Origin of the sequence: Burkholderia sp. 9775_39 (genome assembly GCF_015712225.1) — a bacterium.
Lineage (GTDB): Bacteria > Pseudomonadota > Gammaproteobacteria > Burkholderiales > Burkholderiaceae > Burkholderia > Burkholderia cenocepacia.
In genome coordinates this window covers 1-13,908 of record NZ_JACCQC010000045.1, presented here as the reverse complement: position 1 = coordinate 13,908, position 13,908 = coordinate 1, and the positions used below count along the sequence as shown (strand labels likewise).

Annotated in this window: 10 protein-coding genes and 2 riboswitches; of the genes, 5 read left to right on the top strand and 5 right to left on the bottom strand. The window is 70.3% G+C overall.

Translation table 11 applies throughout. The annotated features are described in order from the left end of the window. Window positions 1-6: 6 nt before the first annotated feature. The 5 genes from H0X90_RS33645 to cobW all read right to left on the bottom strand — a co-directional run bounded on the left by H0X90_RS33645 (window position 7) and on the right by cobW (window position 7,197). The gene (locus H0X90_RS33645) at window positions 7-459 is read right to left on the bottom strand and encodes a YaiI/YqxD family protein (protein WP_006492939.1); all 453 of its coding nucleotides are present in this window, start codon (window positions 457-459) and stop codon (window positions 7-9) included. Window positions 460-521: 62 nt separating this feature from the next. Beyond that, entirely contained in the window at window positions 522-1,130 is a 609-nt protein-coding gene (locus H0X90_RS33640; RefSeq protein WP_077190192.1) for a magnesium chelatase, read from the bottom strand. 68 nt (window positions 1,131-1,198) lie between these two features. Then, window positions 1,199-2,296, bottom strand: coding sequence for an ATP-binding protein (locus H0X90_RS33635; protein WP_048986549.1), 1,098 nt, complete (start codon window positions 2,294-2,296; stop codon window positions 1,199-1,201). Next, a complete protein-coding gene (gene cobN, locus H0X90_RS33630; protein ID WP_077190193.1) occupies window positions 2,293-6,102 on the bottom strand; it encodes a cobaltochelatase subunit CobN in 3,810 nt (1,269 codons plus the stop codon). The genes H0X90_RS33635 and cobN overlap by 4 nt, the downstream gene beginning before the upstream one ends. Before the next feature lie 6 nt (window positions 6,103-6,108). Further along, the gene (gene cobW / locus H0X90_RS33625) at window positions 6,109-7,197 is read right to left on the bottom strand and encodes a cobalamin biosynthesis protein CobW (protein WP_077190195.1); all 1,089 of its coding nucleotides are present in this window, start codon (window positions 7,195-7,197) and stop codon (window positions 6,109-6,111) included. A gap of 329 nt (window positions 7,198-7,526) precedes the next feature. Further along, window positions 7,527-7,793: riboswitch (cobalamin riboswitch) on the bottom strand. A gap of 152 nt (window positions 7,794-7,945) precedes the next feature. Here cobW and H0X90_RS33620 point away from each other — a divergent pair. From H0X90_RS33620 to H0X90_RS33600, 5 genes are all read left to right on the top strand, one after another. After that, complete coding sequence (locus H0X90_RS33620; protein WP_077190196.1) at window positions 7,946-10,084, top strand: TonB-dependent siderophore receptor; 2,139 nt, start codon at window positions 7,946-7,948, stop codon at window positions 10,082-10,084. Window positions 10,085-10,153: 69 nt separating this feature from the next. Continuing rightward, a riboswitch (cobalamin riboswitch) is annotated at window positions 10,154-10,391 on the top strand. A 168-nt stretch (window positions 10,392-10,559) separates the two neighbouring features. Then, window positions 10,560-11,309 (top strand): uroporphyrinogen-III C-methyltransferase, encoded by a 750-nt coding sequence (cobA, locus tag H0X90_RS33615; RefSeq protein ID WP_058902267.1) that lies wholly within the window; start codon window positions 10,560-10,562, stop codon window positions 11,307-11,309. Further along, a complete protein-coding gene (locus tag H0X90_RS33610) occupies window positions 11,306-11,683 on the top strand; it encodes a cobalamin biosynthesis protein (protein WP_006496449.1) in 378 nt (125 codons plus the stop codon). Before cobA ends, H0X90_RS33610 begins: the two co-directional genes overlap by 4 nt. 35 nt (window positions 11,684-11,718) lie before the next feature. Further along, window positions 11,719-12,321 (top strand): cob(I)yrinic acid a,c-diamide adenosyltransferase, encoded by a 603-nt coding sequence (gene cobO / locus H0X90_RS33605; protein WP_006476035.1) that lies wholly within the window; start codon window positions 11,719-11,721, stop codon window positions 12,319-12,321. 2 nt (window positions 12,322-12,323) lie between these two features. Further along, window positions 12,324-13,628, top strand: a complete 1,305-nt coding sequence (locus H0X90_RS33600) for a cobyrinate a,c-diamide synthase (protein WP_060211498.1) — start codon at window positions 12,324-12,326, stop codon at window positions 13,626-13,628. Window positions 13,629-13,908 lie beyond the last annotated feature (280 nt).

Sequence of the window (13,908 nt, the reverse complement as noted above, 5' to 3'; positions counted from 1 at the left end):
GTGCCGTTACGGCTTGCCGTGCCGCGCCAGGAACCGGTCGAGCTGCGACGCGAACGTCTTGCCGTCGCGCGCGCTGAACGGCGCCGGCCCGCCCGTGTCGATGCCGGCGCTGCGCAACTGGTCCATCATCGCGCGCGTCGACAGGCGCTCCTCGATGTTTTCGCGGCTGAACCAGTTGCCGCGCGGGTCGAGCGCATGCGCGCCCTTGTCGAGCACGGCGGCGGCCAGCGGGATGTCGGCGGTGATCACGAGATCGCCGGGCTCCGCCAGCTCGACGATGCGCGCGTCGGCCACGTCGAAGCCGGCCGGCACCTGCACGGCCTTGATGAACGGCGACGGCGGCGTGCGTAGAAACTGGTTCGCGACCAGCGTCACGCAGATCTCGGCACGACGCGCGGCGCGGAACAGCATGTCCTTGATGACGGCGGGACACGCGTCGGCATCGACCAGTACTTGCATGGCGGGGGCTTCCAGTGGGCAAAAGCAGAAGCGGCGATCATAGCGCACCGCCGTGCCGGCCATCAGCCGGCGCGATCCGTGCCAAGCGCGTCGGCCGTCACCCACTGCGCGCCCCACGCCGCGGCGAGCCGCGCGCCCTGCCCGATCCGCACGGCCGCGTCGTCGAAGTCGACGAACACGACGTGATCGGCCGCCGCCGGTCTGACCGGCATCTCGCGCGTGCGCCCGTCGGACAGCACCCACAGCCAGCGCTGCTTGCCGGGCTCGCGGCGCGCAGCGCTGGCCAGCAAGCGTGCGGCGGCCGCGATGCCGTCCGAGAGCGGCGTGCCGCCGCCGCCGTCAACCGGCTCGAGCCAGCGCGCGTTCCACCAGCGCGGCACGGCCGGGCCGAAGCGCCGCGCGGCGCCTTGACCGCCGAAGCAGATCAGCGCGGTTTCGACCCGCGCACGCGCGGCCTGATCGAAATACGCGACGATCAACCCCTTCGCGAGCGCGAGCCGCTCGTGCGACAACATCGACGCCGAACAGTCGAGCACGAAACAATGCAGCGCACGCGGCGTGCCCGCGCGTTTCCCGAAGCGCAGATGCTCGCGATGCAGCGGGCCGCCGCGTTTCGCGGCGAGCGTCGCCGGCCACGCGACGGCCGTGCCGGCGCGCACCGCGCCCGGCACGCGTGCGGCTGCGCCTGACTGCCATCGAGGACCGCGAATCGCGTTCGCGGCGGCGCCGGCTCGATGGCTCAGCGTTTTTTTAGCGGCAGCGGCACCACGCTTTTCACGTCGCGCAGCCCGGCCGGTTCGGGCGGCAGGTAGCCCCAGTCGCCCTGCGATGCGGACGCATCGCCTTTCGTGTCGCCGGTCTCGCCCGGCCGGTCGTCGGGCCGCTGGCGCGGGTTCGGCGGCGAACGATCGTCGCGTTCGTCATCGTGCTGCGACGATGGGTGCGACGACTGCTGCGACGACGGCGGCCCCGCATGGCGCCGGTGCCGCAGCACGGCTTCGGCCACGCGCGCCACATGCGACACCGTCACCGCGTCGGCCTGTTCCAGTGCGGCCAGCGCGCGCGCGGCGCGCAGCATCACGAGATCGGCCCGCAACCCGTCGACGGCCGCGTCGATGCACAGCGTGCTGACGCGCGCATGGACCGCATCGTCGAAATCCAGCGCCGGCAGCCGCCCGCGCGCCGCATGAATCCGGTCCGCGAGCGCCCGCTGGGCCGCCGCATGACGCGCGCGAAACGCATCCGGATCGAGATCGAACGCAAGCCGCGCCTTCACGATCCGCTCGCGCTGGGCGGCGTCGAAGCAGTTCTCGAGCTCGACCATCAGCCCGAAGCGGTCGAGCAACTGCGGGCGCAGCTCGCCCTCCTCGGGATTCATCGTGCCGACCAGCACGAAACGCGCATCGTGCGCGTGCGACACGCCATCGCGCTCGACGATGTTCACGCCGCTCGCGGCGACGTCGAGCAGCGTATCGACGAGCCCGTCGGCGAGCAGGTTCACTTCGTCGACGTACAGCACGCCGAGATGCGCGCGCGCCAGCAGGCCGGGCCGGAAGCGCACGCCGTTTTCGGCCAGCGCATGCGCGAGATCGAGCGTGCCCGTCACCTGCTCGTCGCTCGCCGACAGCGGCAGCGTGACGAACTGCCCTTCCGGCAGCAACTCGGCGAGGCCGCGCGCGGCCGTCGATTTCGCGGTGCCACGCGGGCCGCTGACGAGCACGCCGCCGAGCGACGGGTCGATCGCGGCCAGCAGCAGCGCCTGCTGCAACGCGTCCTGCGCGACGAGCGCCGCAAACGGAAAAACCGCGCGGGCGCGGGGCGTCGTCGGATCGGTCATCGCCGTCCTCCTTCCTGGCGTTGTTCGCTGGCGAGCCAGACCGCTTCGATCCGCTCGCGATAGGGGCCCGGCTGCTGCCACAGCCCGCGCTGCATCGCTTCGACGAAGCGTTCGCAGATGCCGTGCAGCGCCTTCGGGTTGTGCCGTTCGAGGAACGCGCGGGTGGCATCGTCGAACAGGTACGCGTCGGCGACGAGCGCGTACTGGTGATCGGACAGCACGCGCGCGGTCGCGTCATAGCCGTACAGGTAGTCGACGGTCGCCGCGAGTTCGGCCGCGCCCTTGTAGCCGTGACGCTTCACGCCGTCGAGCCATTTCGGGTTGACGACGCGCGAGCGGATCACGCGGGCGATCTCCTCGCGCAGCGTGCGCATCTTCGGCGCGACCGGGTTCGCATGGTCGCCGTGGTAGATGCTCGGCTGCTGCCCGGACAGGTGCCGCACGGCCGCCGTCATCCCGCCCTGGAACTGGTAGTAGTCGTTCGAATCGAGGATGTCGTGCTCGCGGCTGTCCTGGTTCTGCACGACGACGTCGATCGTCGCCAGCCGCTCGCCGAACACGTCGGCCGCGGCGTCGCCCGCGCTGTTTTGCGCGTACGCATGGCCGCCCCATTGACGATAGGCGTCCGCGAGATCGGCGTCGGTCTGCCAGCGGCGCTGGTCGATCAGGTCCTGCAGGCCCGCGCCGTAGCTGCCCGGCCGCGCGCCGAACACGCGCCAGCCGGCGCGCCGGCGCGCTTCGTCGGGCGCCACGCCCTGCGCGATCCACTTCCCGCGTTCGCGCTCGATGCGTGCGCGAATCGGGTTCAACGCTTCGGGTTCGTCGAGCGCGGCAACGGCCTGCACGGCCGCGTCGAACAGGTGCATCAGGTTCGGGAACGCGTCGCGGAAGAAGCCCGACACGCGCAGCGTCACGTCGATGCGCGGCCGGTCGAAGATCTCGATCGGCAGGATCTCGAAGTCGGTCACGCGATGGCTGCCGTGCGCCCATTTCGGGCGCACGCCGATCAGCGCGAACGCCTGCGCGATGTCGTCGCCGCCGGTGCGCATCGTCGCCGTCCCCCACACCGACAGCCCGATCGCGCGCGGATAGTCGCCGTGATCCTGCAGATGACGCTCGATCAGCTGCTGCGCGGATTTCAACCCGAGCGACCACGCGGCCTGCGTCGGCACCGCGCGCGTATCGACCGAGTAGAAGTTGCGGCCGGTGGGCAGCACGTCGGGACGGCCACGCGACGGTGAACCGCTCGGCCCCGGCGGCACGAAGCGGCCGTCGAGCCCGCGCAGCAGCTGACGCATTTCCTCGCCGCCGCACGCGTCGAGGGCGGGCAGCAGCATCGTGCGCACGCGTTCGAGCACCGCGAGCGTATGCCGCCATGCGCCGGGCGGCGGCATGTCGATACCGGGTTCGTCGGACGCGGCTCCGCACACGGCGTCGAGCCAATGCTGCGCAAGCCGTTCGAGCCGCTCGCGCGTATCGCCCGCATGCCGCCACGGCGACGCGTCGAGCGTTTGCAGGACGGCCGGCCGCGGCCCGGTCCACGGCGCGGCCCAGTCGGCCGCGAGCGGATCGAAAGCGTCGCCGAGCGCGAGATCGCGCGCGAGTGCGCCGATCAGCCCGGCGCGTTCGCCCTTGCCGTCGCCGACCGGAAAGCGTGCGAGCGCGAGCAGCGTGTCGCGCCGCTGGCGCGCGACCGGCGACGCGCCGAACACGTGCAGCCCGTCGCGAATCTGCGCTTCCTTCAACTCGCACAGCCACGCGTCGACCCGCGTGAGCAGTGCATCCTCGTCGCCCGCATCGCGCGGCGGCGATACGCTCAGTTCGTCGTGCAGGCGATGCTCGGCGATCGTCGCGAGGATCGTCTTGCGCAACAGCTTCGCGCGCCGCGCATCGACCATCAGCGCTTCGTAGTATTCGTCGACCTGCCGTTCGAGATCCTGCAGCGGGCCGTAGTTTTCCGCGCGCGTGAGCGGCGGCATCAGGTGATCGACGATCACGGCCTGCGCACGGCGCTTCGCCTGGCTGCCCTCGCCCGGATCGTTGACGATGAACGGATACAGGTGCGGCAGCGGCCCGAGCGTCAGGTCGGGCCAGCACGCGTCGGACAGCGCGACGCTCTTGCCCGGCAGCCATTCGAGATTGCCGTGCTTGCCGAGATGGATGACCGCGTCGACGCGATACGCATCGCGCAGCCAGAAATAGAACGCGAGATACGCATGCGGCGGCACGAGATCCGCATCGTGGTAGCTCGCGTAGTCGTTCTCGCCGCGCGAGCGCGACGGCTGGATGCCGACGAACACGTTGCCCGCGCGCCAGCCGGCGATCGTGAAGCGCTGCTGCCTCAGCGTCGGATCGGCTTCAGGCGGCCCCCAGCGTGCGTTTAGCGCATCCCGCACGGTGGCCGGCAGCCGCGCGAAACGCGCGACGTAGTCGGCCAGCGCGTAACTCTGAAACGCGGGACGCAGCGTGCGCACGGCGGGATCGTTGGTCACGCCTTCGGTGAGTTGCGCGATCAGCGCGTCGCCGTCGGGCGGCAGGTCGGCCACCGTGTAGCCCGCGTCGCGCAGCGCCGCGAGCACGCGCAGCGCGGAGGCCGGCGTATCGAGCCCGACGCCGTTGCCGATCCGCCCTTCGCTTTGCGGATAGTTCGCGAGGATCAGCGCGATGCGCTTGTCGGCGTTATCGAGCGTGCGCAGCCGGCACCAGCCGCGCGCGAGCGCCGCGACGAACGCGATCCGTTCCGCATCCGGCTGGTAGCGCACGACGTCGACCTCGGTATGCGGGCAGCGATACGCGAGCCCCTTGAAGCTCACCGCGCGCGTGACGATGCGCCCGTCGACTTCGGGCAGCGCGATGTGCATCGCGATGTCGCGTGCGTGCAGGCCCTGGTTGTCGGCCACCCACGCGTCGCGATTGCCGCCGGACAGGATCACCTGCAGCACCGGCGCGTCGCCCGCGAGCACGTCGGGCTCGGGGCTGTCGATCGCGCCGGCCGCGAATGCGGTGGTATTCAGCACGAGCGCGACGCCGTGCGTGTCGCAGAGCTGCGTGATGACCTCGCGGCTCACCGCGTCCTTCAGCGACGTCACCGCGATCGGCAGCGGATTCAGCCCGTGGTCGATCAGTGCGTCGGCCAGCGCGTCGAACACCGCCGTGTTGGCGGCCTGCCAGTGCGCGCGATAGAACAGGATCGCGACGACCGGCGCGCCGGGCGTCCAGCGCGATCGCCAGTCGTCGACGCTCGCGCGGTCGCGCGCCGGGTGATACAGCGCGGCGGCGGGCAGCGGCCGCGGCGGTTCGGGTTCGTCGCCGAAGCCGAACGTGTGAAACGCGATGCTGCGCAACAGCGCGTCGGCGTTGTGCACGCCGCCTTCGCGCAGATAGCGCCACCACAGCCGGCACAGCTCGGGCCTGACCGTGCTCTTCGCGACGAGGTTCGGGTCCTCCTGCAGGTCGCCCGAGAACATCGCGAGCTGCTGCCCGCGCTTCGACGCGAGCGACACGGCCTGCTCGATCCCGTACGGCCAGTACGCTTCGCCGCCGAGATGATCGATCACGACCGTCTTCGCGTGCCGCAGCACGTCGTCGACGTAGAAATCGACCGACGCCGGCTGGCGCAGGAACGTGACGTTCGCGAGCCGCACGCTCGGGAACCCTTCGGGCAAGTGCGGCACGACGCTCGCGAGCAGCGACAGCGTCGTGTCGGCCGAACTCAGGATCACGATGTCGGCCGGCTGCTGGTCGATCCGGACGACGCCCTGCGTATCGTCGACGAAGCCGCCCGGCGTGGTACGCAGCAGATGCATCGTGCGTTACGCCTGTTGCGGCTCGGCCGCGCACGCGGCGTCGAACGCGCGTTGCAGCGCGGCCGCGTCGAGATCCTCGCCGATCAGCACGAAGCGGCTCGCGCGGGTTTCGCCGTCCTGCCAGCGGCGGTCGAAATAGCTGTCGAAGCGGCGGCCGACGCCCTGGATCACGAGCCGCATCGGCGCGCCGGGCAGCGCGGCGAAGCCCTTCGCGCGGTAAATCGTGTGCGCTTCGACGACACGTTGCAGCGCGGCGATGGTCGCTTCGCGCGTGCCGGCGTCGCCCGATACCACCACCGAATCGAAATCGTCGTGATGGTGATCGTGATCGCCGTCGTCGGCCGAGCCGTGATGGTCGTGACGCAGGTGGATCGTTTCCTCCGACGCCGATTCGAGGCCGAGCAGCAGCGCGAGGTCGAGCTCGCCGCGCGTCGCGCGCACGATCTTGACCTGCGGCGGGATTTCGTCGCGGATCGCGGTTTCGATCTGCGCGAACTCGGCGTCGCCGACGAGGTCGGCCTTGTTCACGATCACGAGATCGGCGGACGACAGTTGATCGGCGAACAGTTCGTGCAGCGGCGATTCGTGGTCGAGGTTCGGATCGGCGCGGCGCTGTGCGTCGACGGCCTGCGGGTTTTCCGCGAACTGGCCGCTCGCGGCGGCCGGCCCGTCGACGACGGTCACGACCGCGTCGACCGTGAAGCTGTTGCGGATCGTCGGCCAGTTGAACGCCTGCACGAGCGGCTTCGGCAGCGCGAGGCCCGACGTCTCGATCAGCACGTGATCGATGTCCGTGCGGCGCTCGACGAGCGCTTCCATCACCGGATAGAACTCTTCCTGCACGGTGCAGCACAGGCAGCCGTTCGCGAGTTCGTACAGCTGGCCCGTTGCCTCGCCCTGCGCGCCGTCGGCATCGTCGCAGCCGATCCCGCAGCCCTTGAGGATTTCGCCGTCGATGCCGAGCTCGCCGAATTCGTTGACGATCACCGCGATGCGGCGGCCTTCGGCGTGCTGCAGGATGTGGCGCATCAGCGTCGTCTTGCCGCTGCCGAGAAAGCCCGTGACGATCGTGACGGGCAGCTTGCGTAGGGTCATGGTAGGTCCGGTGTCGAAGAGGGAATCAGGACGGGATCGTCGCGTCGGCGGCGACGCGGCAATTCAGCGGGCGGTGCGCGGGAAGCTCGCCGCGTGATCCGCGCGGACAGCCGCGCGGCGGGCGGGACAACGAATCGGACATGGTGCTTCCTTGCGAACGGTCGACATCGTGAATGCCAACACGGCTGCCGCGTGCGTAGCCCGTGTCGCCTGCCGTTCGCCGTGCCGGCCCGGGCGCGTTCGCGCGGCGGGCGGATCGGGGCAAACAGCGGGAAACACCGGGCGTCGGGCCTGCGGCGGCCGTGGACGATGCGCCGCCTCCCCGCGGCGCTGAACCCCAACGTTTAGGCCGGTATCCGGGCTGACGAACACGCCGCTTCGCCTTCCCGGATACGCGCGGCATCCAGTGGCGGTCGTCCGCATGCGCGCGGCATGCGGCGAAGCGGCGCTGCGTGGCGCTTGCGCGCGACGCGTTCGCTTACCGTTGCGGGGGCAGCACAGGTTGGCTCGACTGCGGCGCAGGCAGGCTCCCTGTTTCCCGTTTAACTGCGCACGCCGGAGCGGCGCGCGCGAGCACCAAAACGCGTGCGAGTGTAGGCGGCGGTGCGGGGAGCGTCAAGGCGAGCGACGGGCGACGAACGCGAATGATTGTCGTTTTCAATCACACGAGATAAACTTCACCCGAGAACAACACGAACCACCGCGCAACGGCCATGTGAGGCAATCACTCAGTCATCCTCAAATTTCCATGTCGAAACGACAGATATCCGGGCGGCGTTTTCCTGTGCTGGCCCTGTCGCTGTGCTCGATTGCCGGCGTTGCTTCCTGCCCCGCCGCGGCGGCCGAGTTCGACGACGAACTGCCCGCGGTCGAGGTGCGCAGCCGCCGTCATCCGAATGATCCGCGTGCGGAAAGCGTGAGCACGGCGACCCGCACCGCGAGCGATCCGCGCGACGTACCGCAAACCATCGACAGCGTCTCGGTCGAGGAAACGCTGTCCTATGGCGGCCGCACGCTTGCCGACGCACTGGCCGGCGTGCCCGGTGTGTCGAATACGTCGGACACGCGCTTCGATTCGTTCCGCATTCGCGGCTTTTCCAGCGCGGGCGACTTGCTGCTCGACGGCATGCGCGACGATGCGCAATACGTACGCAGCCTCGGCAACATCGAACGCGTCGAGGTGCTGAAGGGGCCGGCTGCCGCGCTGTACGGGCGCGGCAGCGGCGGCGGCGTCATCAACCGGATCACCAAGCAGCCGTTGCCGGAAAACTTCGGACATGTGTCGGCGACGACCGGCAGCTACGGACGGCTCGGCGCGTCGGTCGATCTCAACCGGATGCTGTCCAGCGCGTGGAGCATGCGGCTCAATGCGGGACACGAACACGCCGGCAGCTTCCGCGACCACGTCGACGGTACGCGTCAGTTCGTCGCGCCGTCGATCAAGTGGCACGACGCGCGGCGAAGCTGGCTGCTGCAGTTCGAATACGACACGTACCGACGCGTGCCCGATCGCGGCATGCCGGCGCCGGTCGCCGCCGTCGATGCGGCCGGCAAGCCGCTCGCGTTCTCGCTGCCGTCCGCGCCACGCGCAACCTTCTTCGGCGCGGCGGGCCGCGACACGATCCGCGACGAGACCATGAACTGGCGCTCGGTCTTCACGCATGCGCTCGACGGCGACTGGGAATTGCGCCATACGCTCGGCGTGCTGGATTTGCGCAGCACCTTCGACAATACCTACGTCACGCAAAGCTACGTCGCGAAGCCGCGCGACTACCGGCACGTGCAACGCGCACGCTACCTGCAGGACATGACGCAGCTCAACGTGCAGACCGGCGTCGAACTGGGCGGCAAGGTCGCGACCGGTCCGGCGCTGCATCACCTGCTGTTCGGCATCGAATACGGGTGGCAGAAGCGCACGCCGGCGCTCTGGCAGGCCGACGCGGCGCCGGTTCCGGTGACCGGACCGGATCGCTTCGCCCTCGTCGGCTCGACGCCGCGCCCGTACGCGATGAACCGCCACCGTGTCAGCGACTACGCGCTGTTCGCGCAGGATCGCGTCGACCTCGGGCGAGCGTGGAAGCTGCTCGGCGGCCTGCGCGCGGAACGTTTCGACGTCGATTCGACCAACGCGCTGAACGGTCTGCATGCGCGGCGCACGACGACGGCATGGAGCCCGCGGCTCGGCGTCGTATGGTCGCCGGTCGGCGCGCACAGCCTGTATGCGTCGTACAGCAAGAACTTCGCGCCGGTCGGCGGCGACCTGATCGGCATCACGCCCGACGCGCGCGGCAACGCCAACGATCTCGGCCCGCAATACACGCGCCAATACGAGATCGGCGTGAAAAGCGACTGGCGCGATGGCGCGCTGAGCACGACGCTCGCGCTGTTTCAGCTCGACCTGTACAACCGCCGCATCGCCGACCCGGTTCGCCCGGGTTTTTTCGACCTCACCGGCCTCGAACGCAATCGTGGCCTGGAACTGGGCGTCGCCGGCCGGCTCACGGGCGACTGGTTCGTCCGCGGCGGCATCGGCTGGCAACACGCGCGGGTGGTCGACGCCGAGCCGAAGTATGCGGGCAAGCGCTCGGCGGGCGTGTCGGCGTCGAACGGCAGCCTGTTCGTCAGCCATGCGCCGCTGCGCGGGTTTTTCGCCGAACTCGGGGTCGTGTACGAGGGCGCGCGTTACGCCGATCGCGACAACCTGCTCGAACTGCCCGCGTACCTTCGCTGGGACGGCAAGGCCGGCTATCGCACGCGCGACCTCGAGGTGACGCTGGCGGCCGTCAACCTGGCCGATCGCGACTACTACGCGAATGCGACGGGCCTCGCGCAGATCGTGCCCGGCGCGCCACGCACGTTCACGCTGACGGCGGCATACAAGTTCTGACCTCGCGGGCGGCGCCGGCGCCCCGCGCAGCCGCTCCGCCGGGCGGCTTGCGCGTTGCAGGCCTGTGCTATCGTATGCGCCGCGTTCGGTGCTCGCATGCGCATTCGGTGCATGCAGTTAAACGGGAAACAGGAGGCGGACATCCGCCCGGCCTGTGCTGTCCCCGCAACGGTACGCCGCCCGCGCCGCGCGCTTCCTCGCGCGTGCGCCCAGGCCGCCCGCGATGCCACTGCCCTTCGACCGGGCGGGAAGGCTGCGGTCTGGCAAGCGGCCAGCCCGGATACCGGCCGACGCAAGGGGCGAGCGCGCTGCTCGCCGAACGCCCGATCCGCGGGGGACGGACCGGGTGCGCATTCCCCCGCGTTCGCGCGGGTTTCGCCCGATCCGCCATGCACTGCCTGTCCGCCGGCCGCCGATGCGCCGCCCGCCTTCCCTGTTCCACTGTTTCGACACGGTGCGCGCCGTGCCGCGCGCGATGAGCCGCGCCTGGCTCGTCGGCGCCGGCCCCGGCGACGCCGATCTGCTGACGCTCAGGGCCGTGCGCGCGATCGGCGCGGCCGACGTGCTGCTCGTCGACGATCTCGTGAACCCCGACGTGCTGCGCCATGCGCGCGCCGATGCGCTGATCGAGCACGTCGGCAAGCGTGGCGGCCATGCGTCGACGCCGCAGGAAGCGATCGTCGCCGCGATGCTCGCGCACCTGCGCGCGGGCCGCAGCGTCGCACGGCTCAAGGGCGGCGATCCGTTCGTGTTCGGCCGCGGCGGCGAGGAGCTGATCGCGCTCGGCGCGGCGGGCTTTCCGGTGGAAGTCGTCAGCGGCATCACCGCGGGCATCGCCGCGCCGGCCGCGCTCGGCATCCCGGTCACGCACCGCGGCGACGCGCAGGGCGTGATCTTCGTCACGGGCCACGGCGCGGGGGCCGACGAGCCCGACTGGCGCGCGCTCGCGGCCACACGCATGACGATCGTGGTCTACATGGGCATCCGCCGGCTCGACGCGATTGCAGCGGCATTGCGCGACGGCGGCCTGCCCGGCGATACGCCGTGCGCGGCGATCGAGAACGCCACGCGGCCCGAACAGCGCCACGTCCACGCGACGCTCGATACGCTCGTCGCGCGCGTCGGCGAAACCGGCATCGGATCGCCGGCGATTGTCGTGATCGGCCGCGTCGCGGCGCTCGCCGACGATCCGGCGGTGCGTGCGGCGCTCGGCGGCCACGCATGATGCGCGTCGCGCTCGGTGTCGGTTTTCGCGCCGGCGTCACGGCCGCGCAACTCGATGCCGCGATCCGCGCCGCGCTCGCGCGCTATCCGGCCGCCGAACCGGCGCTCGTCGCGACGCTCGTCGACAAGGCTCGCGCCCGTGCGCTGCGCACGCTGTGCGCGCGCCGCGGCTGGCCGCTCGTCGCGTTCGACGCGGCGCAACTCGCGAGTCGTCCGGAACTGGCCGCGAGCGGCCCGTCGGACGCCGCGCTGGCCCGCTTCGGCATCGCGGGCGTGGCCGAGCCGTGCGCGCAGCTCGCCGCGCCGCATGGCCGGCTGCTCGGCCCCAAATCCATCCGGGACGGCGTGACGGTCGCGCTCGCCGGCCCGCTCTGAAAACCCTTGTTTCGCTTTCGACAGGACGATTCCCGATGAAGACCGATTCCGAATCCCATCAGCGGATGGCCGAACGCCGCCGCGCCGGCCACGAGAAAAAGCAGGCCGCCGCCACCCAGGAGAAAGGCCTGCTGATCGTCCACACCGGCAACGGCAAGGGCAAGAGCACGGCCGCGTTCGGGATGGCCGTGCGCGTGCTCGGCCACGGCATGCGGCTCGGTGTCGTGCAGTTCATCAAGGGGGCGCTGCATACGTCCGAGCGCGACTTCCTCGGCGCGGTCGCGGAATGCGATTTCGTGACGATGGGCGACGGCTATACGTGGAACACGCAGAACCGCGACGCCGACATCGCGACCGCGCGCAAGGGCTGGGACGAGGCGCGCCGGATGATCGAAAGCGGCGACTACCGGATGGTGATCCTCGACGAGTTGAACACCGTGCTCAAGTACGAATACCTGCCGCTCGACGAAGTGCTCGCCACGCTCGTCGCGCGTCCGGAGTCGGTGCACGTCGTCGTCACCGGGCGGCACGCGCCCGATGCGCTGATCGATGCGGCCGATCTCGTCACCGAAATGCGGCTCGTCAAGCATCCGTACAAGGAGCAAGGCGTGAAGGCGCAGCGCGGCGTGGAGTTCTGAGCATGCCGGCCTGCCCCGCGCTGTTCGTCAGCGCGCCCGCGTCCGGCCAGGGCAAGACGTCGGTGACGGCCGGCCTCGCGCGGCTGCACCGCCGGCTCGGCCGTCGCGTACGCGTGTTCAAGACCGGGCCCGATTTCCTCGATCCGATGCTGCTCGAACGGGCAAGCGGCGCGCCGGTGCATGCGCTCGACCTCGGGATGGTCGGCGAGGCCGGTTGCCGGGCGCTGCTCGCCGACGCCGCGCGCGACGCGGACCTGATCCTGATCGAAGGCGTGATGGGCTTGTTCGACGGCACGCCGAGCAGCGCCGATCTCGCGGCCGCGTTCGGCGTGCCGGTCGTCGCGGTGATTTCGGCGAAGGCGATGGCGCAGACGTTCGCGGCAATCGCGTTCGGGCTCGCACGGTTCCGGCCGGAGCTGCCGTTTCACGGCGTGCTGGCCAACCGCGTCGGCTCGGCGCGGCACGCGGAGCTGCTGCAACAGGCGCTGCCCGCGGATCTGCGCTGGCTCGGCCACGTGCCGGCCGATGCGGGCATCGCGCTGCCGGAGCGCCATCTCGGCCTGCATCAGCCGGCCGACATCGACGATCTCGACGCGCGGCTCGAGCGCGCGGCCGATGTGCTCGCGCAGACGGCGCTGGCCGAGTTACCGCCGGCCGTCGCGTTCGCGGAGCCGGACGTGGCCGCGCCGCTGCCGCGTGCGCTGGCCGGCAAGCGGATCGCGGTGGCGCGCGATGCGGCGTTTTCGTTCATCTATCCGGCGAACCTTGTGCTGCTCGATGCGCTCGGTGCGGTGCTGCGGTTCTTCTCGCCGCTTGCCGACGAACCCGTGCCTGACGATTGCGACGCGCTGTTTTTGCCGGGCGGCTATCCGGAACTGCATGCGGCGACGCTGGCCGTGAATGCCGCGACCGCACGGACGATTCGCGCGCATGCGGCAGCCGGCCGGCCGATCGTCGCGGAATGCGGGGGGATGGTGTATCTGTGCGAATCGCTGACCGACGTGGACGGCTTGACGACGCCGATGCTCGGCGTGCTTCGGGGCCATGCGACGATGCAGCGCCGGTTCGCGGCGCTCGGCATGCAGCAACTCGATACGCGCACCGGACCGATGCGCGGACATACGTTTCACTATTCGCGGCTGGAAACGCGGCTGGTGCCGGTCGCGACCGCCGCCCGCCCCGATGGCAAGGCCGGCAGCGGCGAAGCCGTCTATCGCAGCGGCGCGATCGTCGCGACGTACATGCACATGTACTGGCCGTCGAATCCGGATGCGGTCGTGGCGTTGTTCAGTGGGGAAGCGTTCTAGACTGATCGGTGCCGTGTCCGCGTCGACGTGGCGCAATGCTGTCGGTATCGAGCAGCGCTTTGCAGCGATTACGGCATCCGACGTGCGAGGCTACAGATGTCGTTCGATGTCCATCCGTTGATGCAGGACACGGATGACGTCGATGGTTTCATCGGACCTATCCGTGATTTCGTGGGCGAGGCATATCATGAGGTGTAAAAGTCATGGATATGCCGATGAAGAAGAAAAGGCAAACTGTAGCGCGTCAGGCAGCGGCCCGCGGGCCGCTGCCTGAACTGCC

Bases quoted from the DNA above. Each gene is read 5' to 3' on its own strand.
- H0X90_RS33645 (WP_006492939.1), bottom strand. From the start codon at position 459: ATGCAAGTACTGGTCGATGCCGACGCGTGTCCCGCCGTCATCAAGGAC.
- H0X90_RS33635 (WP_048986549.1), bottom strand. From the start codon at position 2,296: ATGACCGATCCGACGACGCCCCGCGCCCGCGCGGTTTTTCCGTTTGCG.
- cobN (WP_077190193.1), bottom strand. From the start codon at position 6,102: ATGCATCTGCTGCGTACCACGCCGGGCGGCTTCGTCGACGATACGCAG.
- cobW (WP_077190195.1), bottom strand. From the start codon at position 7,197: ATGACCCTACGCAAGCTGCCCGTCACGATCGTCACGGGCTTTCTCGGC.
- H0X90_RS33620 (WP_077190196.1), top strand. From the start codon at position 7,946: ATGTCGAAACGACAGATATCCGGGCGGCGTTTTCCTGTGCTGGCCCTG.
- cobA (WP_058902267.1), top strand. From the start codon at position 10,560: ATGAGCCGCGCCTGGCTCGTCGGCGCCGGCCCCGGCGACGCCGATCTG.
- H0X90_RS33610 (WP_006496449.1), top strand. From the start codon at position 11,306: ATGATGCGCGTCGCGCTCGGTGTCGGTTTTCGCGCCGGCGTCACGGCC.
- cobO (WP_006476035.1), top strand. From the start codon at position 11,719: ATGAAGACCGATTCCGAATCCCATCAGCGGATGGCCGAACGCCGCCGC.
- H0X90_RS33600 (WP_060211498.1), top strand. From the start codon at position 12,324: ATGCCGGCCTGCCCCGCGCTGTTCGTCAGCGCGCCCGCGTCCGGCCAG.